22 protein-coding genes are annotated in these 21,724 nt (G+C 63.0%); 14 read left to right on the top strand and 8 right to left on the bottom strand.

All coding sequences use genetic code 11. From position 1 onward, the window contains the following. Window positions 1-137: 137 nt before the first annotated feature. A complete protein-coding gene (locus ACSC1P_RS20920) occupies window positions 138-332 on the bottom strand; it encodes a hypothetical protein (RefSeq protein WP_435362157.1) in 195 nt (64 codons plus the stop codon). A gap of 154 nt (window positions 333-486) precedes the next feature. Further along, window positions 487-1,197 (bottom strand): hypothetical protein, encoded by a 711-nt coding sequence (locus ACSC1P_RS20915; RefSeq protein WP_435362156.1) that lies wholly within the window; start codon window positions 1,195-1,197, stop codon window positions 487-489. A 54-nt stretch (window positions 1,198-1,251) separates the two neighbouring features. On the opposite strand from ACSC1P_RS20915, the gene ACSC1P_RS20910 reads away from it, so the two are divergent. The 5 genes from ACSC1P_RS20910 to ACSC1P_RS20890 all read left to right on the top strand — a co-directional run bounded on the left by ACSC1P_RS20910 (window position 1,252) and on the right by ACSC1P_RS20890 (window position 6,463). After that, entirely contained in the window at window positions 1,252-2,517 is a 1,266-nt protein-coding gene (locus ACSC1P_RS20910; protein ID WP_435362155.1) for an ABC transporter substrate-binding protein, read from the top strand. Between the two features lie 2 nt (window positions 2,518-2,519). After that, entirely contained in the window at window positions 2,520-3,644 is a 1,125-nt protein-coding gene (locus ACSC1P_RS20905) for a FecCD family ABC transporter permease (RefSeq protein ID WP_435362154.1), read from the top strand. Between the two features lies 1 nt (window position 3,645). Further along, window positions 3,646-4,404, top strand: a complete 759-nt coding sequence (locus tag ACSC1P_RS20900) for an ABC transporter ATP-binding protein (RefSeq protein ID WP_435362153.1) — start codon at window positions 3,646-3,648, stop codon at window positions 4,402-4,404. Between the two features lie 840 nt (window positions 4,405-5,244). Next, window positions 5,245-6,072, top strand: coding sequence for a ParA family protein (locus tag ACSC1P_RS20895; RefSeq protein ID WP_435362152.1), 828 nt, complete (start codon window positions 5,245-5,247; stop codon window positions 6,070-6,072). Then, window positions 6,065-6,463 carry a DUF7970 domain-containing protein gene (locus ACSC1P_RS20890; RefSeq protein WP_435362151.1) on the top strand — a complete coding sequence of 133 codons (399 nt, stop codon included), beginning with the start codon at window positions 6,065-6,067 and terminating at the stop codon, window positions 6,461-6,463. Before ACSC1P_RS20895 ends, ACSC1P_RS20890 begins: the two co-directional genes overlap by 8 nt. 213 nt (window positions 6,464-6,676) lie before the next feature. Here the strand turns inward: ACSC1P_RS20890 and ACSC1P_RS20885 are convergent, their stop codons facing one another. Further along, window positions 6,677-8,002: a hypothetical protein gene (locus tag ACSC1P_RS20885; protein ID WP_435362150.1), complete on the bottom strand. Its 1,326-nt coding sequence runs from the start codon at window positions 8,000-8,002 to the stop codon at window positions 6,677-6,679. A 318-nt stretch (window positions 8,003-8,320) separates the two neighbouring features. On the opposite strand from ACSC1P_RS20885, the gene ACSC1P_RS20880 reads away from it, so the two are divergent. Beyond that, on the top strand, window positions 8,321-8,857 hold the full coding sequence (locus tag ACSC1P_RS20880) for a hypothetical protein (RefSeq protein ID WP_435362149.1): 537 nt from the start codon (window positions 8,321-8,323) through the stop codon (window positions 8,855-8,857). Window positions 8,858-8,896: 39 nt separating this feature from the next. Here ACSC1P_RS20880 and ACSC1P_RS20875 read toward each other — a convergent pair whose 3' ends face one another. Next, window positions 8,897-10,198 carry an erythromycin esterase family protein gene (locus ACSC1P_RS20875; protein WP_435362148.1) on the bottom strand — a complete coding sequence of 434 codons (1,302 nt, stop codon included), beginning with the start codon at window positions 10,196-10,198 and terminating at the stop codon, window positions 8,897-8,899. Between the two features lie 200 nt (window positions 10,199-10,398). Between ACSC1P_RS20875 and ACSC1P_RS20870 the strand changes: the two genes are divergently transcribed. Both ACSC1P_RS20870 and ACSC1P_RS20865 read left to right on the top strand, forming a co-directional pair. After that, on the top strand, window positions 10,399-10,617 hold the full coding sequence (locus ACSC1P_RS20870) for a type II toxin-antitoxin system HicB family antitoxin (protein ID WP_435362147.1): 219 nt from the start codon (window positions 10,399-10,401) through the stop codon (window positions 10,615-10,617). Between the two features lie 89 nt (window positions 10,618-10,706). Continuing rightward, window positions 10,707-10,952 carry a type II toxin-antitoxin system HicA family toxin gene (locus ACSC1P_RS20865; protein WP_435362146.1) on the top strand — a complete coding sequence of 82 codons (246 nt, stop codon included), beginning with the start codon at window positions 10,707-10,709 and terminating at the stop codon, window positions 10,950-10,952. A 61-nt stretch (window positions 10,953-11,013) separates the two neighbouring features. Here ACSC1P_RS20865 and ACSC1P_RS20860 read toward each other — a convergent pair whose 3' ends face one another. Further along, a complete protein-coding gene (locus tag ACSC1P_RS20860; RefSeq protein WP_435362145.1) occupies window positions 11,014-12,021 on the bottom strand; it encodes a BtrH N-terminal domain-containing protein in 1,008 nt (335 codons plus the stop codon). Between the two features lie 54 nt (window positions 12,022-12,075). Next, window positions 12,076-13,137, bottom strand: coding sequence for a zinc-dependent alcohol dehydrogenase family protein (locus ACSC1P_RS20855; protein WP_435362144.1), 1,062 nt, complete (start codon window positions 13,135-13,137; stop codon window positions 12,076-12,078). A gap of 187 nt (window positions 13,138-13,324) precedes the next feature. Here ACSC1P_RS20855 and ACSC1P_RS20850 point away from each other — a divergent pair, with 187 nt between their 5' ends. The 4 genes from ACSC1P_RS20850 (at window position 13,325) to ACSC1P_RS20835 (ending at window position 15,804) form a co-directional block, all read left to right on the top strand. Further along, window positions 13,325-13,621, top strand: a complete 297-nt coding sequence (locus tag ACSC1P_RS20850) for a hypothetical protein (protein WP_435362143.1) — start codon at window positions 13,325-13,327, stop codon at window positions 13,619-13,621. A gap of 56 nt (window positions 13,622-13,677) precedes the next feature. Beyond that, the gene (locus ACSC1P_RS20845; RefSeq protein ID WP_435362142.1) at window positions 13,678-14,466 is read left to right on the top strand and encodes an N-acyl homoserine lactonase family protein; all 789 of its coding nucleotides are present in this window, start codon (window positions 13,678-13,680) and stop codon (window positions 14,464-14,466) included. Window positions 14,467-14,890: 424 nt separating this feature from the next. Continuing rightward, entirely contained in the window at window positions 14,891-15,127 is a 237-nt protein-coding gene (locus ACSC1P_RS20840; RefSeq protein ID WP_435362141.1) for a hypothetical protein, read from the top strand. 290 nt (window positions 15,128-15,417) lie between these two features. Next, a complete protein-coding gene (locus ACSC1P_RS20835; protein WP_435362140.1) occupies window positions 15,418-15,804 on the top strand; it encodes a nuclear transport factor 2 family protein in 387 nt (128 codons plus the stop codon). Window positions 15,805-16,324: 520 nt separating this feature from the next. Here ACSC1P_RS20835 and ACSC1P_RS20830 read toward each other — a convergent pair. Both ACSC1P_RS20830 and ACSC1P_RS20825 read right to left on the bottom strand, forming a co-directional pair. Then, window positions 16,325-17,809: an ATP-binding protein gene (locus ACSC1P_RS20830; protein ID WP_435362139.1), complete on the bottom strand. Its 1,485-nt coding sequence runs from the start codon at window positions 17,807-17,809 to the stop codon at window positions 16,325-16,327. Between the two features lie 380 nt (window positions 17,810-18,189). Continuing rightward, window positions 18,190-18,741 (bottom strand): DUF1697 domain-containing protein, encoded by a 552-nt coding sequence (locus tag ACSC1P_RS20825; protein WP_435362138.1) that lies wholly within the window; start codon window positions 18,739-18,741, stop codon window positions 18,190-18,192. Window positions 18,742-19,416: 675 nt separating this feature from the next. On the opposite strand from ACSC1P_RS20825, the gene ACSC1P_RS20820 reads away from it, so the two are divergent. Together ACSC1P_RS20820 and ACSC1P_RS20815 are read left to right on the top strand one after the other, a co-directional pair. Continuing rightward, window positions 19,417-20,421, top strand: a complete 1,005-nt coding sequence (locus tag ACSC1P_RS20820) for an ArsR/SmtB family transcription factor (protein ID WP_435362137.1) — start codon at window positions 19,417-19,419, stop codon at window positions 20,419-20,421. Window positions 20,422-20,496: 75 nt separating this feature from the next. Then, the gene (locus ACSC1P_RS20815; protein ID WP_435362136.1) at window positions 20,497-21,693 is read left to right on the top strand and encodes an alpha-hydroxy-acid oxidizing protein; all 1,197 of its coding nucleotides are present in this window, start codon (window positions 20,497-20,499) and stop codon (window positions 21,691-21,693) included. Window positions 21,694-21,724 lie beyond the last annotated feature (31 nt).

Genomic DNA, 21,724 nt, shown 5'->3' with positions numbered 1-21,724 from the left:
TTCTCGGGGTATGTATGTATTTTTGATGATACTTATGATGTAGTGGCCCAATAAATAATTGTGCTGTCACTTGTTGCGGCGGTACTGCCTTCGCGAAAATAGCCGGCCAGCCGGTGTATCGACGGGAAAGAAGCGATTCAGGGTTCGTAGAACGGAATCCCCTGTCGAATCGCGACGACCAACCCGAGCATCGTCAGTATGATAACGACGAGCGACGCCTGCGAGATGGCATGTGCGGGTGTTCCGGGTTCGGTGAACTGGAACCCGACGACGAGGAGGACGAGAAGGATGGTATCGAGCGCGAGGAGAACCGAGAGGAAATTCTGGCGCATACTGGCTCCCGCGAGAGCCACGCTGAAAAGCGTATCGCCGCAGTCGCCCGACTGTTCACCCCAGTTCGAATCGGACTAACAAATTTCCTGACACTTTTCTACCGGCAACGAATTCCGACGATGACGTGGGTCTCACCGAGGACAGCGACGCGTATCACGACAGGTTTGCAGGGCGCAGCGAGTCGGCCTGTTCGTCGTCCGGTTCGACCGGCAGCGTCGGCTTGCCGCCGCGCAACTGCGGACGAATCCAGTCGTGAGTCAGAATCGTCCCTTCGGTCACCGCGTCGCCGGCCTCGTCGACCACGTCGATACCGTCGTCGCGGAGTCGCTCGACCGATACACGCTCGCCGTACGCGCGGATGTCACCGTAGGCGATGAACCGGCCGTCGTCGCCCGCGGCGGTCAGTCCGACCGACCCGAGCGCCCCGATGACGCCCTCGCCGGTGCCGCCGTACTCGTCGAGGAACACGTCGGTTTTGGCCGCAACTTCGTACGCGTCGGTCTTCCTGACGACTGACTCCTGTGCGCGGTGCCCGAAGTCGGTCACTGCCTGGGGAACACCGGCCGCTGGTGTGACACAGAGGCCGGGGTCGGCCACGTCGGCCATCACGTCCTGTAGGTAGGCCCCGGCGTCGGCGACGATGTCCTCGACGGGCGGCGAGTCGGTCTCGAACACGAGGCAGGCCGCGCTGTTGTGGGTCGTGTAGGGGACTCGCGGGTCCACGAGGAACTGCTGGCGGACGCTGCCGACCCAGTCGAGGCCGTGGTCGGCGGCCAGTTGCGCGCCGAGGTTCCGACTGACTCGGCCGGTCCCGTGGTCGCTGTCTATCGAATCGGTGTCGTCGATGCCGACGAGCAGGCGCATCACTCCCTCTCGTCGGCGAATCACTTTAGTCGTTGTGCGCGAAGCGATATTCCAATGACGGAACAACGCTCGCGTCGGCGATTACTTCGGGGGATTGGCGCGCTCGCAGTGGGCGGGGGAACCGCACTGGCTGGCTGTAGCACACAGTCTGATTCGCCGTCGACGGGCGGTGGGGAGACCACGACCAGCAGTGCCGGAGAGACTGGCGACGACACCACCGACACGGAGTCGGGGACGGAGACGCCCGAAGAACGTACCGTGACCGACGCCGTCGGCCGGAGCGTGACGGTGCCCGGGACCGTCGAGCGGGTCGTCGGCCTCGGCTCTGGAGCGCTCCGCTTCGTCGCGTACGCGGGCGGTGTGGACCGAGTCGTCGGCGTCGAGCAACTGGAGACCTCGGACGCCGACCGGCCGTTTCGCCCGTACACACTGGCGAACGACCGACTGACCGGCTTGCCGACCGTCGGGACGCGGAAGAGTCCGGACCTCGAACGTGTGCTCCAGACCGACCCCGACGTGGTCGTGGCCGGCTACGCGAGCGAGTCCGACGCGGACACGATGCAGGAACAACTCGGCGTGCCCGTCGTGGTCATCAAACCGGGCGGACTGACCGCCGACCTCCGCGAGTCGTTCTTCGACTCACTGGACCTGCTCGGGACGATGTTCGCCACCGGCGACCGTGTGAGCGAACTCCGCGGCTACGTCGAGGAGACGATGGCCGACCTCGAAGAACGGGCCGGGCAGGTCGAGACGAAGCCACGCGGCTACGTGGGCTATCTCGGCCGCGGCAAGCACGGCCTGACTTTCACCCAGCCGAGTTACGTCCCGTTCACCTTCGGCGGCGTCAGCAACGTCGCGGCCGATGCGACGGGTAGCGGTGACGGTGGTAGTGGTGGTGGCGGTGGCGGCGGTGGTGGCGGTGGAGGCGGTGGAGGCGGTGGCGGCGGAGGTGGCGGTGGCGGCCAGAAGGGAGCCACGCGCATCGAAATCGACCCCGAGACGCTCATCAAGTGGGACCCGGAGACGCTGTTCGTCGACCTCGGGACCGAGTCCTACGAAGCGCTCGACGCGCCGGAGTATCAGGACGTCACGGCCATCGCGAACGACGACGTGTACGCCGTGATGCCGACACGAGATTACGGGACGAACTTCGGGACGGTTCTCGCCGACGCCTACGCGGTCGGGGCGGCAGCTAACCCCGACGCCTACGACGTGGACCCGGTCGCAAAGGCTAACGAAATCTACGAGATGTTCGTCGGCGAGGGCGTCTATCAGGGCGTCGTCGACGCCTACGGGCGTGGCTACGGCCCGATGTCCTGACCGTGGCCGACGGCGATACCCCCGGAACTACCCAGTCGCAGGCGGGCGGCACGAGTATCGACTCCGCGGCGGCGGTCGACGCCGACCCCGTCGAGGCGTACGAACAGCGTGTCCGCCGGAAGCTCCTCGTGGTCGCTGGCCTCCTCGGACTGTTGCTCGTGCTGGTGACGTACACCCTGCTTTCGGGGCCGATATCGATTCCGCTGGAGTCCCTGCCGTCCATCCTGCTCGGTCAGCAAGAGGGCACCGCCTCGCGGGTTATCTGGAACATCCGACTCCCCAGAATCGTCGCTGCGGTCGGGGCCGGATTCGGCCTCGCTATCGCCGGAACTGTCCTCCAGAGTTTGCTCCGCAATCCGCTCGCGTCGCCGTACACACTCGGTATCTCGCAGGCGGCCGCGTTCGGGGCAGCCGTCGCCATCGTCGTCTTCGGCGCCGGGTCGTCGACGAGCAGTTCGGCGGTCGACTGGGTGCCCTACCTGACGACTGCGGCCGCGTTCACGAGCGCGCTGCTCTCGACAGGGGCCATCCTCGTCGTCGCCAGACTCAGACGGGCGACGCCCGAGACACTGGTCCTCACGGGTATCGCGCTCGGCGCGTTCTTCGCGGCGGGGACTTCCACGCTCGAATACTTCGCCACGAACGTCCAACTCGCCGCGCTCATCGCCTGGAAGTTCGGAACCGTCTCCGGAGCGACCTGGGACGGGAATCTGGTGCTCTGGACGACGGTCGTCGCGGCGAGTTTGTACTTCGTCCGCCGCGCGTGGGCCTACGAAGTGCTCGACGCGGGCGACGACACGGCTCGGTCGCTCGGCGTCGCAGTCACGCGAATTCGACTGACTGGCATGATCGTCGCCTCGCTGGTGACGGCCGTCGTCGTCTCGCTGTTCGGCGTCATCGGCTTCGTCGGCCTCGTCGTCCCGCACATCGTTCGCCGGGTCATCGGCGGCGACGAGCGGTTCCTCGTCGTCGCGTCGAGCGTCGCTGGCGGCGTCCTATTGCTCGCTTCGGACCTCGTCGCGCGGCGGCTCATCGCCCCGGTCGTCCTGCCGGTCGGTATCGTCACCGCCTTCGTCGGCGTGCCGCTGTTCCTCTACCTCATCGTCAACGGGAGGGAGTACTGGTAGGATGATTCGCCTCGACAACGTCACGGTCGGCTACGACGACCCGGTCGTCGAGAACGTCTCCTTCACGGTTGAACAGGGCGAGTGCGTCGCATTGCTCGGCCCCAACGGCGTCGGGAAGTCGACGCTCCTGCGGACGGTCCTCGGGCTGCGGCCACCGATGGGGGGAACGGTCACGGTCGATGGCGACGACGTGACGACGCTCGCCCGCGGGACGCTCGCGGGCCGACTGGGCTACGTCCCACAGGCCGAATCTGGCGGGCTCCCGTCGACTGTCTTCGAGACGGTGCTGACCGGCCGGAAGCCACACACGTCGTGGCGACCGACCGCTGCCGACCGGGAAGTCGTCGGCGACGTGCTGGCACAGGTGGGCATCGAAGACCTGGCGATGCGCTCGCTCACCGACCTCTCCGGCGGCCAGCGACAGCAGGTTCGGTTGGCGCGGGCGCTCGCACAGCAACCGGACGGCCTCGTCCTCGACGAACCGACGAGCAGTCTCGACCTGCGCCACCAACTCGACGTGCTCGACCACGTCCAGAGACTGGCCGACGACGGACTGGCCGTCCTGTTCGCGTTGCACGACCTCGAACTGGCGATGCGCTACGCCGACACGCTCGTCTTCCTCGCGGCCGGCGAGGTTGCCGCAGTCGGTGGCCCGGACGTCGTCACTGACGACCTTGTGAGTGAGGTGTACGACGTGGCCGCGCGGGTCGTCGAGGTCGATGGGCACACGGTCGTCTTGCCAGAGAAGTACCCCGAGTAACTGTCTACACGTTCTACACGGTGTACACAATGTAAGTTGTGTAAGCGGTGTGCTGTCGTGCGGTCACAGCAACATAGTCGGCCCTCGACGCACCTCGATGACGGTCACGACAGGGGGATGACCGCGTCTTCTGCCGGATGTCTCGACTGCCTCGACCTTCTGGACTGCCGACACCGTGTTTCCGGTGTAAACGTTGTGCGCTGTGCACACTGTCCGAACATTGTGGACATTTTCGTCTGTTTGGCGGCTCACTTGCGAGTCGCGTGGTCGCTACACTCCAAAGGCAGTCTAGAAATTTCACACTGTGTAGAACGTCTGAAAAGTGTAGACTTTCCTTGTGGCTGTGGGTACTAAATCTCAGTCACGGCGCGTTTTGCGCCCTGGAAAGTGTACACATTTCAAACGGTGTATAATTTGTAAACGGTGTGAGATTCTTGAACGGCCTGAACAGTGTGGACCACGTACGATGTTCAGGCGGTGCAGGCTGTGTTGGACGTGCTGACCGTCTGGGCGTTCTGTGGGCCGTCGCTATATCTGGTGCAGCAACACTGGACTCTCCGATTCCCACCGACCGTTTCGAGTGACGCTGTGTAGAATGTCTACACTGTGTAAACTGCTTCCCGTTGCGGCGGTCTGCCCGGCGAAACCGCAGACGATTTTCAATCACACTGTCTAAACGGTCTACACAGTGTAAACTGTCTGAACTTTCAGCGGTACCGTTAAGTCGTCGGCCTCAGTCGTACTGGCCGTGAGAAACGCCCGCACCGCCCGGACGGTCGACACAGCCTCGACAGTCTGCACGGTGCGAACCGTCTACACTGTGTACACTTCGCCAACGATATGACGACACCACGCGCGGTCAGCGTCGCCCTCCAGAAAGGCGGCGTCGGAAAGACCACGATAGCCATCAACCTCGCCGAACGACTCGCCAACCGCGGCCACGACGTGCTGCTCGCAGACCTCGACCAGCAGGGGAACGCGACGGAGGGCGTCGGACTCGCCGACGCCTACAAGGCCGACGTCCACCTCGGAGACATCCTCGACGGAGACGGGTCGGTCACGCTCTCTGACCTCATCCGCGAGGCTGAGGACTTCGACGTCCTGCCCGCACACGAGGACTTAGACGGCGTCGAGAACATCATCCGGAGCGCGACCTTCGGCCAACTCTGGATTCGCAACAAGGTCATCGAACCACTGCTCGGCGACGAGTACGACTACATCGTCGTCGACTCACCGCCGAATCTCGGTCCACTCTCTGATGCGTCGCTCATCGCCAGCCAGCACGTCATCGTGCCGCTGCGCATGAGCGAACCCAGCGTGAGCGGGTTCGAGCGGATGTTCACCCAGCAGATGCTGCCCATCCGCGAGGAACTCGACCTCGACATCCTCGCTATCGTCCCGAACGCGACCTCGGGAACGAACGAGGAGAAGCGCATCATCGCAGATCTCGAAGACTCCCAGTTCGGCCAGTACCTCCCCGAGTTCGCCCGGTCTGCTCACTTCGACGACTCGGAGTCGCCGGGGCCGGGAATCCGTGAACGAATCGCGTTCCGGCGCTCCTGGCGCGAGGGCCAGCCCCTCGGTCGCTACGACCCCGAGAACGACATGCTGGACAGGCTCGACCAGCTTGCGGCCGTGGTCGAAGCCGGAGGTGTCGCCGATGCCTGACGGGAACCGCTTCGCCGGTCTCGGCGACGCAGTCGACGAGGAGGACGAACCGGAGTCACCCACCGAAGAAGCGAGTTCGGAGTCGACCGAGTCCGAGCAGGCGTCCACGGACTCACAGCCTGGCGAGTCGGAACTGGAAGAGACCGAACCAGAAGAGCAAGCCGACCCTGCCGCGTTCCCGTTCGACGAGACGACGAAGAAGACTGTCTACGTGCGTGAGGACGCCATCGAGCGACTCGAAGACGCACAGGCACTCGTCGACGCCCAGCTTCGAACCGAGCACGACGTGCGGAATCTGACCGGGAGAGAGTTCTACGACGCGGTTTTCCAGGTTGCAGCGGGTGATACGGACGCACTTATCGACCAGATAATCGACGAGCGCGACGAGTAGCGATATATCGCATTTCGATATACCTTCTCCGTGCACGTGAAGACGTGTGTTTTCGGTACGACGACGAATCAGACCGTACCGATTCCATAATTTTCTCTATTGGTGAACGAATGAAATTGGGTGGATTATGGGCTATATTCGGCCAAAATCAATTCTAAACCCCGTCCATCGGTTCAATCGTCCGAGACAAACGGACCACCCCACTATGCCATCCTAGACGCGATACCACTCTGGGTCGGTACCGCGGTACTGGTCGGGAATGTCACCGATTCCCCAGCCGGCCCCGGTCGTCTCGATGTAGGAGTACAGTCGTTCGTCGTACCTGTACTGATAGCCGCCGTCTTCGTGGGGGTAGTACAGGCCCACGGCCATGTGTCCCGGCGGCTGTACCAAGATGGCGTCGTAGCTGAACGGTTTCGCCTCCAGAATCGACGCCAGCATGATAGAGGTGTCCTCACAGTCGCCCTGCATGTCGACCAGCGTCTCCATGATGAACTTCGTGTAGTCGTCGAAGCCGGTACTCACGTCGTCTTCGACGTACGGGAGGCGCTGGACGAAGTCGATGGCGAACTCTATCTTCTGGTGGTCGGTGGTGAAGCCGTTCGCCTCCGCTGCGTCGGCTAGCAACCCCGCGAGGTCGTCGGCCGCACCTTCGTACAGTTCGACGCCGACGTACTCTCGCCGGGCACGTCCTCGCGACCGATTTCGGGCGATGTCGTACGCAGACTTGAACGAGAGGAAACTCACTCGCCAGTTCTGGCCCTCGGTCCGACCGGTGAGAGTCTGTAGGTACGCGCCTTCGATGGATTTCCGCGAGTAGTTCTCGTGGTCTACGTCGTCGAGTCTGTCCTGTCGGTCCGCTGGACGAATCCGGTCCGCATCGTGGTCGACGACGAACGGGTCGGTCTCCATGACGAGTTCGGAGTTCGCCGCGCCGACGTCTTCGACCGTCGCGTCACCAGAGACGAGGACGGAAACGTAGTGCAGTGTTTCGTCCGGTGGGGCGGCATCGAGCGTCAGTTCGACCGCCACGGACTGGGGGCCGTCCGAACGAACGAACCGGTCGCTCGTTCCCTCGGCGACGAGTTTCCCGTGCGGGTAGACGAACGCGGCGACGTATATCGTCGCGAGTTCGCTGTCGAACGTCGGCTTGCTCGGGTAGGTCTCGACGGTCACGCCGTCGATTCCGTACTCGCTGACGTGGGTCTGGTGTTGCCAGTACTCGTCGACGACGCGGATAGTCCCGTCGTCCATCTGGCGCGAGTCGGGGTCCGAAGCAGGTGGGACCTCGGCATCCTCGGCTGCGTCTTCGGGCGACGGTGCCGGTGCCGGTTGCGTGGTCGCTCTGGTCACCGACAGTCGTGGGACCTTCTCGGCCGCGTACTGGACCTCCGGGTCTTCGTCGACGAAGTTGTCTCGGTCGAGAATACGAGAGTAGCTTCCGGGGTCGTCGACCGGCGGCTTCTGCACTCGTCCCAGACAGCCGCTGACGAGTGGGAGGCTCGTGGCGAGCGCCCCGAGCAGATGCCGACGGTTCATGTTAGGAGACGTTAAAAACCCGAGGGTTATAAAGAATACTGTTGACTATTCACATTCATACCGTCTAGGACGCCCTAAAACGCCGCATTCGGCGGCGCTGTTGGAAATCCCCGATGGAAACAATGTCTTCGCCGTTCGCCGATTCTGTATTTTGGACAGGTCTGGAAGCAAGCAACTTTGCACAGTAAGTCGGCCATATCGAGCCTCGATACGGCAACAATCTTGATACTCGTGTACCGCCGACGTTGGGGACGACTGACTGGCCAGACCCTCATGTATCCCCTATTCGTCGCGGAAAACCTGCCCTGGTGGCTCGCGGTGCCGCTGCTGCAGCTGTTGCTGCTCGTCGGCGGCATCGTCATCGAGAAGACGTACGTCAACCGCGTGACCACCTTCACGGGTGCGCTCGCGCTGTTCGTCCACGTCGTCGTCGCCGGGGGTGCAAACTTCTGGGTCGGCCTCTACCTCGACTTCGGCCTCGTCCTCGGCGTCCTCGGCCTGTTCGCGTACGCACAGAACATCCCGGTGAACCAGAAGGCGGTGACGACGCTCGCGTACTTCGGCTACGCGCCGCTCACGATTCTCGTCGTCATCGCGCTGCCGGACTGGCTGTTCCTCCTCGCTCTGCTGCTCGGCGGCGCCGTGAGCTACCAACTCGCCGCGTTCTTCGACCCGGACAAACCCTACTACTACGGCCACCCTGAGGAAGAACGCGAAGAAGGTGGCGTCGGTGTCGCAGCCATCGTCTCAACCGTCAGCGACCAACTCGACGACGCCCGTGACGTGGTCGAGGAGGCGTTCGAGGACAACGACGTGTTCAAGACTGAGCCGAACGACGTCGAAGACCCGTCCTGAGTCGAGCCGATTGTTCTGTGGTGACGCGACAGGTGCCCATCAGCGCGGCGTCGTTGGACTGGCATCTCTGACGAACACCATCCCGTCGAACTCCGTAATCGCGTTGTGAGGTTCGAGAACGGTCGTCTCGTCCGCCGGGTCGACGATACCGGCGACGAAGTAGTGTGGCCGTGGTTCGTCGAGCCACGCTCGAAGGTGCGACGTGTCTGCGAGTGACCGATAGTCGAGGAACGCCGTCGAAGTGTCGACGTGCGCGAACAGTGACGGGACCGCGTCGGCAGGTGCCTCGGGCACTTCCATCTCCTGCCTGCTGTACTGCTGTCCGTCGAACTCGAACGCACCCTCGCTCGAAACCGTCATGAGTCCGCGAATCGTGCCGTCGCCGAACTGCAAGCCGAGGGCGTAGTACCGGTCGCCGTACTGGCGAGCGAGTCGGTCACCCATCGTCTCGGCGTCACCCTTAATCCCGCACAGTTCGCCCGTCTTGACGTGGTTGTTGTGTGCCCAGAGCGCGATTTGCGCTCGCGATTCGTACTGTCGAATCCACTCGACGGTCCCGGCCATATACCGGTCGCGGACGCCGTGCTGTGTGTTCCTGTCCGTCTCCATCCCGGCACGTGCGAACTCACAGCCCCACTGGAGCGTCCAGACGAGTTGTTTCGCGAGTGTCGGGTCTAGTCCGGGCGACCGTGGCTGGCCCGGGCAGTCGGCGTCGGCTTCGAAGTGTTCGTCGAGTCGCTGGACGACCTGTGCTGCCATCTGGAGTCGGTCTGTCTCCACGTCGTAGCCGTCCACTATCCCGTCTGCAAGCGTCGTCAACGACGCTACCAGGTCGTCGACTTCCGACCCGACATCGTGTTCGTCGACATACTCCCGAAGGGCCGCTGCTGCTCCCGACGGCGACTGCACGTCGAACCCGTACACGGCGATTCGGTCCGACAGCGGCTGGTCCTCGTTGAACGCGCGCATCCAGCGCAGCAGGCTGCCCATCTCCTCGGTGTCGTAGATGGTGAGGACGAGTTCGTCCAGTGCGGATTCGAGGTCGCCGATGCCGTGAACGACGTAGTCGTGGAGGGCGAGTGCTTCGGCGAACTGCGCTTCGAGACCGAACAGTCGGAAACCGTGCTCTCGAACGAGATGCTCGAAGACTCGGTGTTTGACACGGAAGAACTCGCTGGTGCGGTGTGTCGCCTCACCCATGCCGACGATGTCGATGTCGGCGAACGCGGTGAGTCGGTCAGGTTGGTCGTCGGTATCGGTGACTACGCCCTGCTCACCGAGGTCGATGGCTTGTGTTCGAAGACTGTGCATCAGTTCGTCGCAGTGACTGTCTTGTGTCATTGGCTGACCGCTGACGGGCGGTGGCCGGCCACGCTGGGGACGATGCTGCAGCTATGGCCTCTGAGAAGACAGAACCAAATTCTAGGCCGCTGATAAAAAGTATGCCGGAGTCGTCGCGTCGACTCGGAACTCGGCTTCGACGCCTCTCAGTATATTCGGCGTAAATCCTATGTCGTTAGTCAGACGTAGTACGTAGTACGATGGTAGACGCCAAGGACGCAGTCGGCAACAGCGACAATATCACCGTCACGGTGGGCGACAGTCATGTCGTTGCGACCGACGAGGCGACGGGCGTCACGAGCCAGGGAAAGACGAAGCCTGAGGCGTTGGCGAATCTCGCGGAAGCCTTAGAGCTCTACGGACGCCCTGTCGCTGACGAGGACGACGTGACAGATCCATCCGACGCCCCCTGGTTGTGAGTTCGATTTTGGCGTAAGTGCGGTTGTAGGTACACCTGTCCCTACTTCCCCTCGCCTTTTTGTTCAACACGCGTGACGTACTGGATATAGTGTCACGCGGAACGTACTCCGGGAAAGAAATCGTGAAAGCCCTTCAGAAGTGGCGTTTCAGGCGAGTCGGTCAGACCGGGAGTCACGTCAAACTCCGGTACATCCATCCTGAGACCGAGGAGAAGCGGACCGTAATTGTGCCGATGCACGACGAACTCGACACTGGCACGCTTCAGAGCATCGCTACGCAGGCAGGAGCCGACGATTTTCAGGCATTCCTCGATGCGATTGACGAATTGGTCTAGAACTGTCTTTTGAGTAGTCGGCCAATGATTCTCACTCCTCGACTGAACGACGGTTCACGCCTCAGAGCCGTTCGCGGAGCGTCTCGTACAGCACTTCTTCCCGGTCGGCGACCGCGAGCACCGCCTCACCAGCGTCCGCGTAGGCGGCCCGACTCTCACTCTCGTCGTCGGCCAGCCCGGCCCGTTTGAGGTGCTGTCCGACTGCCGACCAGTCGTCGGCGATAGCGCGTGCGTCTTCGGCGAGCGCCGCGTCGACGGCGTCGAGTTCGTCCGTCATCGCGTCGAGGAACGGGGCGAACAGGCCGCGGAACGCGCCGCCGCCGGTCCCGCGCTTCTCGACGTTCTGGTAGGCGAAGCGGGTACACCACGTCGCGTCGGGGAGGTCGTCCCAGTCGGGGAGTTCGCGGCCGAACGCACGCATCCCGTCGAGGCCGTTCTGCGCGTCGCCGGGGAACGAGAGCGAGTCCGGGTCGAGCATCGTCTGCGTCGTGAGTTCCAGGCCGTCGCGGGCAGCGTCGGCGACCGACCGGGTCGGTTCCTCACCGAGCGGGGCGAGCCACGGGTTCTCGATGGCCCCGAAGAAGCCGTGGTCGGAGGCCCACGCCGCGGCGAGGTCAGAGAGCGGGAGCTCTTGTACCGCATCGAACTCGCTGTCGGCCAGCGTCACCGTCTCGGCCGCAGCGTCGTGCCCGACCGCGACGACCACGTGCGGGCTGAAGTGCACGTCGGAGCCGAAGTACGGCAGGCCGAAGATGTCCACGAACAGGAGAACAGGCCGCCCCGAATCGAGGTGGTCGCACACGTCAGCCCACGCCGCGTCGAACGACTGGCCCTCGTTCTCCGCGTAGTCGATGCCGAGGTGGTCGTAGAAACCGCGTTCCAGCCACGGCGACCGGCCGACGAACTGGCGTGTCGGTGAATCCTCGTCTTCGATGTAGCTGAACCCGAGACCGCCGCCGATGCCGAAACAGACCGGTTCAGACAAGCCCCACTCCCGAAAGTCCGCCACGTCGCGCAACGACGTGGAGCCACAGTGGGCCCCCGTCGCGTGGTCGAATCCGCTGAGCATGCATCGAGAGAGTGGGGCCGGTGAGAAAATCGTGCCGAATACCGCCGACGGGTCTCAGAACTCGGTGACGACTTCGATGCCCTCGGTTTCGTACTCGGACATCGCGGCGAGTCGGTCCGGTACCTCGTCCAGCGAGACGCGTCTCGTGACGAGTGCTGCGGGGTTGAGGCGGCCAGACGCGATCATCGTGAGGAGTTCGTCGTAGCGCGACGGCGGCATCCCACGCGACCCGAGGAAGTCCACGTCCCAGCGAGTCATCGAGTCGATGGGGAGCGACACCTCACCGCGTTCGGCTTCGGTCGTCAGGCCGAGTTGGACGTGCGTGCCCCGAGTCGCCAGACAGGCCACGCTGTTCCGACACGTCTCGGCCCGACCGAGCGCGTCGACCGACACGTCGGCCCCGCCGCCCGTGGCGTCCTGAATCGCTTCGGGGACGTCCTCGGCCCGTCTCGCGTCGACGGTGGCGTCTGCCCCGAGGTCGGTCGCCAGTGAGAGAGGGTCGGCCCGCACGTCCACCGCGACGACGCTCGCGCCGAGGGCGGCCGCGATTTGGACGCAGGCGAGGCCGAGGCCACCGCAGCCGTGGACCGCGACCCAGTCGCCGCCAGCGACATCGGCGCGGTGCGAGAGTGCGTGAAAGGCGGTGACGTATCGACAGCCGAGTGCGGCCGCGTCCTCGGTGGAGACGCCGGGCGGCAACTGAACGGCGTTGAAGTCCGCGTGCGGGACGTGCACCTGTTCGGCGAACGCGCCGGGTGCCGACGACTCGAACCCGAGGGCGTACCCGTCCTCGCAGACGTTCCCGTGGCCGTTGCGGCACTGCGGACAGGTCCCGTCGCCGAGGTTGAAGGGAACCGCGACGCGGTCGCCCGGTTCGACTTCCGTCACCAGTTCTCCGACGGCGGCGACGGTCCCCGCTGGTTCGTGGCCGAGTACCTGCCCGAGGGGGACCTGGTCGTCCGCCCACTCGCCGTGGCCCTGCCAGGCGTGCCAGTCGCTCCGGCAGATACCGCAGGCTTCGACCGCGACGACTGCTCCGTGTGGGGCCAGTTCCGGTGGGTCGACGGTCTCGACCGCCAGTGGTTCCGTGTAGTCTTCGAGCACGAGCGCGCGCATGCCGGAGGCGACCCAGTAGAGGCACATAAAATTTCAGCCCCAATAGTCAACTTTGTTTTATGTCTTGAGAAAAACCTAACACTCTCGTGGCCGACTCTGACACAGAGACGACACAGCCACTGTGCTGTGTCACCTACCGATGGTCTCCACCTACGAACATTACCGAACAACGACAGATTCGACCGATGTGACCGCACCCGGCATCTACCGCGTGGTCGGGACGACAGTCGACGCAGTGACACTCTTGCGTCTCACCGACGGCGACGACCGGCGAATCGCGAGCGGAGAACTCGCGTCCGTCTCTCCGGAGCGGTTGGAAACCGCGTTCGAACCCGCCGGCAACCCCGACGACGAGTTCAGGGCGATGGAGACGCTTCGCGGGTTCGGGAACTGGGTGTACTGGGAGGTCCACATGGTGTTCAGCTTCCTCGCCCGTCTGTTCAGGCTGCTCCCGGGGGTCGGCTCCGGAAACACCCGGCGCTGAGCGTTTCTGCGACCGACTCCACCAGTCTTCACGGTCCTGCGGGCTGAACTACCGCCATGACCGACATCGCCATCACGCCCGTCCCCCGCGGCCACCTCGTCGCCGACGAGTCGTTCGTCTTCGAGGGCGCGGCGGTCGCTACCGCGTCGAACCCCTCACCAACCCACGAGCGCGTGCGCTGTCCGGTGTACAACGTCGTCGTCGAGCACCCCGACGCGACGATTCTCTGGGACACCGGCTCGCACCCCGACGCCGCCGACGGCCACTGGCCCCCCGACCTGTACGACGCGTTCACCCACGAGGGCCTGCGCCCGCTCGCGACCGACCTCGACTCTGTTGGGTACAGCCTCGACGACATCGACGCCGTGATTCAGAGTCATCTGCACCTCGACCACGCGGGCGGCCTCGAAAACTTCGCAGACACCGGGGTTCCGGTGTACGTCCACCGCGACGAGTTCGAGTTCGCGTACGTGAGCGCGAAGACTGACCACGGCGACGAAGCCTACCTGGCACCCGACTTCGACCACGACCTCGACTGGCGACTCGTCTCCGGCCGCCGGTCGACGCCCTTCCCCGACATCGACCTCGTCCACCTGCCCGGCCACTCGCCCGGTCTCGTCGCCACCGTGATTCGCCGCGACGCTGGCACCGTGATTCTCGCTGGCGACGTGGGCTACGTCCGTGAGAACTGGACCGAGCGCCGACCCATGGGCGGCGCACTGCTCTGGGACAAATCGGCGTGGCTCGACAGTTGCGAGCGACTGGACGATGTGGCCGTGCGCGAGGACGCGATGGTCGTCACCGGCCACGACCCCGACGCCGTCGAGAAACTACGGCAGTTGTGAATGGTGTATGTCCTGCGGGTGATACGACGTGGAGCGCATCGGTCGAACTAGCGTGATAAATCGGGGAGAATCGCGGGCCACAAGTAATTTGGCCCCGAGCATTAGTACCCATCTCTCGTTGTACAGAGTATGATAACTCAGGAAACTACGAACGACCATGCGGCACACGACTGCTCTGTCTACCACTGGGACAAGCAGCACAGCGAATACCGGTGTATCGACTGCGACGCGACGCAGTAACAACTCTATTCTTCAGTCTCCGACTTCGTCAAGGCGAGTCTCTTTCACCTCGTGACTGCACAGCGACCACTCCATATTGGTGAGTATTGTCCCGGTTCATCAATAGAGAACTCCCACAGGACAAATCCGTCGTTTGCTAGTTTTATCAAGTCACACTCTTTGGTAGGGACAATAATTCTGAAGTATGGGCATCGAGATACATTATCACGAAAGGTGCGGAAAGTGTGGTAATATTAGGGAATTTTTAAATTCAAGATATATCGACTATGCTGGATACTTCTTTCCGCCACAGAGCGAGAGGGTCAAAGAGATCGTTGGTGATGGTAACAAGCCGGTATTATTCCCGGACAGAGAAAGTGACGAACCGATAGTAGGGCATGGATCAATAATGGAATGGTTGACCCGAAATCATTCGGATTAGAAGGCAATCAATGTGGCCGAATCAAATATCGGACTGTGTTTAGGTAGTCTTCAATTGGCCCGAGTGGGACCCAATCATCCTCATCTACGGTTCTCCCCCGCTCGGTAGTAGTCCAGTGCCCGCTGAACTTTCGCCGTCGACGCGAGGTCCTGCACCTTGTCCAATTTCTTCAGTTCCGTCGCGGCCCACGACCGCCCTTTAGCCAACCGGCGTCGTCACCGCCCGATACCTGTCCGTCGACGTGGCACGATGCCTATCCTACGAGCCAGCCTTTCTGTCACTGAGGACGTATGGCAGCAACACAGCGACCGACCAACGTCGAGATAGTGCGGGGATTGTACGACCCGTTCAACGAGGGTGACCTGGAGACGGTGCTTGCGGCGATGGCGGACGACATCGAGTGGACCGAGCCGGCAGGGTGCACCAGTGGTGGGACGTACGTCGGCCCCGACGAGATACGGGAGAAGGTCTTCGAGGTCTCCATGCGGGAGTTCGACCCGTTCGTGGTCGAACCCGAGCGGTTCATCGACGGCGGGGACACTGTCGTCGTTCTCGGTGTGTTCCACGCGACGACGCAGGGCACGGAGATAGAGAGTCCGTTCGCACACGTCTTGGAGCTCAAAGACGGCAAAGTCACGCGCTTCGAGAACTACACGGACACGGCGCTGTGGCAGTAGCGTGCCCTGTCCGCCTGTGGTTCTGTTTTTCGCAGTGTGCTGTCTTCATCGTCGAATCCGCCAACTGACTCCGCGCCTCGGGTCGTCGTCGAGGGCGGAGGACATAGCGACCGCTCGCAGTGCAGAACGCCCGTAGAATGCTTCACTATAAGCCGTTATCACCAGAACTACTTAAAGGAAGAGCGCGGGGAGCGCAGGTGTGCCCAGTTCGGATATCGCCACACAATCTCGGAAGCCGTACATACTCGGTAGCCGATATTTTTATCCCGGCGGGTCGTCGAACAGTAGATGGATAGGCGAGGGGGCTGTCCACCGAGGGACACCCGGTTTCGACACCGGAGCACCACTGTGTTCCTCACCTTCACCATCCCCACGTGTGGTCGTTCGCGGTCGCACGTCTTTCCCCTCTACTTTCGAAGGTCTTCACACGGAGAGCGTCGCCACTCTGCGAGTCGCGACTGTCCCGAGGTAGTGTACTGCCGTCAGCGTCGGCGAGTCAGTGGCGGGTTGACGTCCCGACTCAGGCTCGCGGTAGCGTGACGACGAAGTGGGCTCCGTCGTTGTCGCCGGTTTCGACGGCCACGGACCCGCCCCAGCTGGTGACGAATTCCTGGACGAGGTAGAGACCGAATCCGCTTCCCGGGCTGTCGAAGCCTTTCTCGCCCCGCTGGAACACGGCTTCTCGGACGTCCGCACCGATGCCCGGCCCGTTGTCGGAGATGTGGACTGCCACGTCGTCCGGTGTGGTGTCGACTGTGACCGCGATGGTCGGCGTCTCCGTGTCGTTGTGTTGGACCGCGTTCGCGAGCAGGTTCTCGAACACCAGCGAGAGGAGGTCGTCGGCGAGGACGGTGACCGAGGGGATGTCCGCGTACTCGTACACGGCTTCGTCGTAGGCGTCGTCGGCCTTCGTTAGCTCGTGCCCGAGGATGTCGTCGAGCGCGACTGCTTCTCGTTCCGGTTCGTCGTCGACGACGACGTTCATGTACGCTCGCATCATCTCGACGTGGTCGATCATGTCCTCGACGCGCCGCTGAACCGTCTCCAGGTGCGTCGCCATCTCGGGCTCGACGTGCCCGTCGAGGAACTCGGTCCGGGCCGAGACGACGTTGAGTCCGTTGAACAGGTTGTGTCGGATGATGCGATTCACGAACTCCAGTCGCTCTCGTTCGTGGGCGACCTGTCGTTCGGTCTGTCGCTCGTCGGTGATGTCGCGGACGCTGCAGACGAAGCCACCCGACGCCGTCTTCGAGAGCGAGTGGTCCTCGACGAAGGTGGTCTGGTCTGCCCTGAGTCCCGTCGTCTCGCCGGTCCAGGTGCCGCCGTCGTCGACTCGCGGAAGGATGTCGTCGTACACTCGTCCGATTTCGTCTGCCGGGTAGAGGTTCTCCCAGTGCATTCCGAGCATCTCCGCTGGGTCGTACGCGTAGAGGTCGGCGTACGTGTCGTTCACGTAGATGAACTCCCCGTCGGCGTCCACCAGACTGATTCCTTCCTGTGACGTGTTCAGTGCCCGGTAGATGCGGTGAATCTCCGCCTCGGACGGGTGGTTCTCCTCGCTCACAGTCGGGACGTTGGCGACCGCCGTTCGAATCCGGTGCGCGAGCAGATCGACGCACTCGCCCGGTGGGAGGTGGACGAAGTCCGTCGCGCCGGCCGCGAGAGCCTCCGATGCGAGTCCGTCGATGGGCTCCCGTGCGACGAGGACGAACGGGAGCGTGGGATACTCGCGCCTGACCGCTTCGAGGACGTCGAGTCCGTCTCGCTCTGAGAGTTGGTAGTCACAGACGACACAGTCCAACTCCTCGATTTGCAACGGCTCTAGGTCCGCTCCATCGTGTATCTCTGTGACCGCAAACCCGGGGCGGTTCGCGAACGTGTCCGTCACTGCTTCGTCGTCATCCGTCGCGGAGACGAACGACACTCGAATCTGCTGTCGTTCCGCCTCGCCCGGAGGAACACCACCGGAACGTTGTCGTTCCAGTAGTTCTTGTTCCTCTGTCATACCTCCGTATCCGGACCTCGCCCTCCTTAAATGCCGGTCCCTAACCGATTGGAAACCCGTCGCCAGCGGGACCGACTACGTGCTGTACAGTGCGTCGGCGACTCGGTCGACTGTGCCCGTGAGTTCGCACTCGTGTCTGGACTATTCACTGTCCGTAACGACGGCCGATTAGCCCACAGAAATTATTACGATTCCGAGAATGGTTCCGGTATGCTACCACAGGACACCGCGGACGACCACGCCGGGCACGACTGTTCCGTCTACCACTGGGACAAACAGCACGGCGAGTACCGGTGCATCGACTGTGACGCCGTACAATAGCGCGTTCGGGCACGTTCAGGTTCTGCGCCGCGGGTGGTCGGTGAGCGCTCGCGTCACCGTCACGACGTGCTCAGTTCGTGGACCGACGTGGTGACGTTCCAGTTTCGCCGGGTCGCGTCGACCCCGAGTTTCTTCCCCACGTCGGTGAAGCGCCCGTCACCCAGTGCGTCCTTGTCGAGTTGACTGTACACGGTCTGTCCGTCGACGACGAACTGCTCGGCGTCGGTCTGCCCGGCTAACAGCGTGTCCACTGCCTCGGTCTCTGGTTCTGTGTCGAGGAACGTGACGTACTGTTTCGTAGTGTCGGTCCTCGGTTCGTCGAACGGGAATCCGGCGACGATGTCGTCGAGTTCGTCGGCCGTCCTGACCAGCACCGAGACGTCGTAGCCGAAGTCGTCCGCGATGGCGGCTTCGAGGTCGGTTTCGAGTGCTTCGGTGCTCGTCTCCGCCGCCTCGAACACGACGTTGCCGCTCTGGATGTACGTCTGCACGTCGTCGAGGCCGAGCGATTCGAACGTCTCGCACAGGTCGTCCATCGTCATGCGGTTGTGCGCGCCGACGTTCACGCCCCGGAGGAACGCGACATAGGTGGGTCGGGTGTCTGTCGCCATCGTGTGTTCTGCTCGACTAGTCACTCTCGGCTGTCATCACTGTACGCCCGTACAATAGCGAACGAAGTGGTTTACAGAACGAGTACTGTCGCCGCCTTTCAGCAGACGAATGGAGTCGAACACCGGCAATAGTTATCGATTTGGCCATGCTATTTAGTAGCTACCCACACATTCTTCTTCCATGCGGATCGAAAGCACGACACCCGACCCTGAGCCCCACAACTGCTCCGTCTTCCACTGGGACAAACAGCACGGCGAGTACCGCTGTATCGACTGCGACACAGCACAGTAGGTCGGCTCTTCCTCGCCTCGTGCAGACTGTCCGGAACCGGTGAATCGCACCGAACACACACTGCCTTCTCGACGATGCAGTCGGCACCCCCTGCCACTTCTGTCCGACCCCGAAGCGGCGCGTCTCTCCCGACGACTGGTCAACTGTGCTACAATCTTCGGACCTCGTGAACCATTATCTAACACATGCCCAGTGATAGCCAGATTCCCCCACAGGTGAAACTAATTTCAGGAAAATTCTATCAGTCGAGACTGCCATCCCTCGAACGGGAACTTGGTGGCTTCTCGCTTCGGCCCTCCACGGTGGTCTTCCCCCACCGTTTTCCTCGCACCTGACGAGCAGTAGTCACTCAGTTTTTAACCGGCTGCATCACTTGTACGCGTATGGCGGGGCCTGACGAGTCCAGACTGCTTCCCGAGGGCGTTTCTGACGCGGAAAGTGCGCGGGCGACGGATGCCTTCGCTGCGCTAGGGAACGAGACGCGACTCGCCGTTTTGTTGGTACTGTGGGACGATTACGAACCGTTCGGCGGAGACAACTCGGTCACGTTCTCGACGCTCCAAGAGCGAGTGGGCGTCGACGATAGCGGGCAGTTCAGTTATCACCTCAATCAACTGCTCGACGACTTCGTCGAGGCGACCGATGACGGCTACAAATTGCGTAAAGCAGGCCACAAAATCGTTCGGACGGTCGTCGCTGGTGTCGGTCTCGAAGAACCAGCACTCGACACGACCGATACCGACCTCCCGTGTGCGCACTGCGACGCGCCGACCGTCATCAGTTACGAGGACCGGACACTCAGCGTCGCCTGTCCCAATTGTGGAGACGCTGGCGAGACCGATGACGACGGAGTCCCATTCACGCTGATGGAAGTGGACTTCAACCCCGCCGGAATCGCCGGACGGACTGCGGATGAGGTGCTCCGGGCGAACTCGTTCAGGGTGAACCGGCAGAACGCGATGCGACTGTTCGGTATCTGTCCGGAGTGTTCCGGTGTCGTCGAATCCTGGTTCGACATCTGTGAGTCCCACGACACAGCGGGGACACAGCCGTGTTCGGACTGTCAGTATCACGAACAATTCCGGGTCCGCTTCGTCTGTACGGCGTGCAAGGATTCGATGGAGGCACCGACACCGATGGTTGCAGCGGTCCATCCAACGGTGCAGTCGTTCCATATCCGCCACGGGTATCCCACAGGATTCGCTGCCGAGACCGTTTCCTTTTTCGACCAATTTAGCGAATACGAGGAGGCGTTGACTCACGAGCACGAAGTGGTCTCGGAGGACCCACTTCGCGTCAGTGCGGCAGTCACCCACGACGACGGCAGTCACATCCGGGTCGTGTTCGACGAGAACGTCGATGTCGTCGACATCGAGGAGTCCGAGTAGCACGGGCCGCGCGACCAGCCGCCCGCATCGACGGCGGCCCCGACACCTAAGCCACCCCCGGTCGAACCCCGGTTCATGACAGGGGACCACACATCGACACCGTACGGTCGGTACCGGCAGACAGCGGTGTTCACGACCGGGATGCTCACGGGGGAGACGCCACCGATTCCACCGTCGTACGAGCGGCTGCAACTCGCCGCCGAGGAGGCGCTCTCGGGCGAAGCGTACGACTACGTCGCCGGAGCGGCGGGGTCGGAGTCGACGAAGCGACACAACCGGTACGCGTTCGAAGCGTACCGAATCGTCCCGCGGATGTTGCGCGACACGAGCGAGCGGGACCTCTCGGTGTCGCTCTTCGGGACCGAGTTCGACGTGCCGCTCTTGCTCGCACCCATCGGTGCGCAGGGAATCATCCACGAGGAAGGTGACCTCGCCAGTGCGCGCGCCGCCGCCCGCGCGAACGTCCCCTACGTCTGTTCGACGCAGTCGTCCGAACCGCTGGAGGACGTGGCGGAAGCGCTCGGTGACACGCCGAAGTGGTTCCAGTTGTACGCGAGCGAAGACCGCGAGTTGACCGAGAGTCTTGTCGGGCGCGCCGAAGCGGCCGGATACGACGCCATCGTCGTCACGCTGGACACGCCTCACCTCGGCTGGCGCGAGCGCGACGTCTCGCGTGGCTTCCTGCCGTTTTTGGCCGGTGACGGTATCGCCAACTACGTCACGGACCCGGTGTTCCGTGACCGGCTGGACCAGCCCCCGGAAGCGAACGAACGTCGCGCTGCACAGGAGTTCGTCGAGGTGTTCTCCGACGCGTCGCTGACGTGGGAGGACCTCGAATGGCTCTGTGACCTGACCGACCTACCTGTGGTGTGCAAGGGGATTTTGCACCCCGACGACGCCCGCGAGGCGGTCGCCCACGGGGCGGCCGGTGTACTCGTCTCGAACCACGGCGGTCGGCAGGTCGACGGCGCGGTGGCGGCGCTCGACCAGTTGCCAGAAGTAGCTGCTGCTGTGGGCGACGAAGCCGCCGTCCTGTTCGACTCCGGAATCCGTCGCGGTGCTGACGCTGTAACGGCGCTCGCACTCGGCGCAGACGCGGTCATGCTCGGTCGTCCGTACGTCTACGGCCTCGCGCTCGACGGCGAAGACGGGGTCCACGAGGTGCTTGAGAACGTCCTCGCGGACCTGGACCTGACCGTCGCACTCGCGGGACACGACACGGTCGCGGCCCTCGACCGGTCGATACTCGCCGAGGGTGACCGGCCCGTGTGATTACCTCGGCCACCGGAAGGCATTTTTTTCT

Origin of the sequence: Haloarchaeobius caseinilyticus (assembly GCF_051207395.1) — an archaeon.
Lineage (GTDB): Archaea > Halobacteriota > Halobacteria > Halobacteriales > Natrialbaceae > Haloarchaeobius.
This window is presented reverse-complemented; position numbering and strand designations above follow the sequence as displayed.

What these genes read in the sequence shown, in the direction of transcription:
- ACSC1P_RS20920 (WP_435362157.1), bottom strand. Translation starts at nt 332, where the DNA reads ATGCGCCAGAATTTCCTCTCGGTTCTCCTCGCGCTCGATACCATCCTT.
- ACSC1P_RS20915 (WP_435362156.1), bottom strand. Translation starts at nt 1,197, where the DNA reads ATGCGCCTGCTCGTCGGCATCGACGACACCGATTCGATAGACAGCGAC.
- ACSC1P_RS20910 (WP_435362155.1), top strand. Translation starts at nt 1,252, where the DNA reads ATGACGGAACAACGCTCGCGTCGGCGATTACTTCGGGGGATTGGCGCG.
- ACSC1P_RS20900 (WP_435362153.1), top strand. Translation starts at nt 3,646, where the DNA reads ATGATTCGCCTCGACAACGTCACGGTCGGCTACGACGACCCGGTCGTC.
- ACSC1P_RS20895 (WP_435362152.1), top strand. Translation starts at nt 5,245, where the DNA reads ATGACGACACCACGCGCGGTCAGCGTCGCCCTCCAGAAAGGCGGCGTC.
- ACSC1P_RS20890 (WP_435362151.1), top strand. Translation starts at nt 6,065, where the DNA reads ATGCCTGACGGGAACCGCTTCGCCGGTCTCGGCGACGCAGTCGACGAG.
- ACSC1P_RS20885 (WP_435362150.1), bottom strand. Translation starts at nt 8,002, where the DNA reads ATGAACCGTCGGCATCTGCTCGGGGCGCTCGCCACGAGCCTCCCACTC.
- ACSC1P_RS20875 (WP_435362148.1), bottom strand. Translation starts at nt 10,198, where the DNA reads ATGACACAAGACAGTCACTGCGACGAACTGATGCACAGTCTTCGAACA.
- ACSC1P_RS20870 (WP_435362147.1), top strand. Translation starts at nt 10,399, where the DNA reads ATGGTAGACGCCAAGGACGCAGTCGGCAACAGCGACAATATCACCGTC.
- ACSC1P_RS20860 (WP_435362145.1), bottom strand. Translation starts at nt 12,021, where the DNA reads ATGCTCAGCGGATTCGACCACGCGACGGGGGCCCACTGTGGCTCCACG.
- ACSC1P_RS20855 (WP_435362144.1), bottom strand. Translation starts at nt 13,137, where the DNA reads ATGCGCGCGCTCGTGCTCGAAGACTACACGGAACCACTGGCGGTCGAG.
- ACSC1P_RS20845 (WP_435362142.1), top strand. Translation starts at nt 13,678, where the DNA reads ATGACCGACATCGCCATCACGCCCGTCCCCCGCGGCCACCTCGTCGCC.
- ACSC1P_RS20840 (WP_435362141.1), top strand. Translation starts at nt 14,891, where the DNA reads ATGGGCATCGAGATACATTATCACGAAAGGTGCGGAAAGTGTGGTAAT.
- ACSC1P_RS20835 (WP_435362140.1), top strand. Translation starts at nt 15,418, where the DNA reads ATGGCAGCAACACAGCGACCGACCAACGTCGAGATAGTGCGGGGATTG.
- ACSC1P_RS20830 (WP_435362139.1), bottom strand. Translation starts at nt 17,809, where the DNA reads ATGACAGAGGAACAAGAACTACTGGAACGACAACGTTCCGGTGGTGTT.
- ACSC1P_RS20825 (WP_435362138.1), bottom strand. Translation starts at nt 18,741, where the DNA reads ATGGCGACAGACACCCGACCCACCTATGTCGCGTTCCTCCGGGGCGTG.
- ACSC1P_RS20820 (WP_435362137.1), top strand. Translation starts at nt 19,417, where the DNA reads ATGGCGGGGCCTGACGAGTCCAGACTGCTTCCCGAGGGCGTTTCTGAC.
- ACSC1P_RS20815 (WP_435362136.1), top strand. Translation starts at nt 20,497, where the DNA reads ATGACAGGGGACCACACATCGACACCGTACGGTCGGTACCGGCAGACA.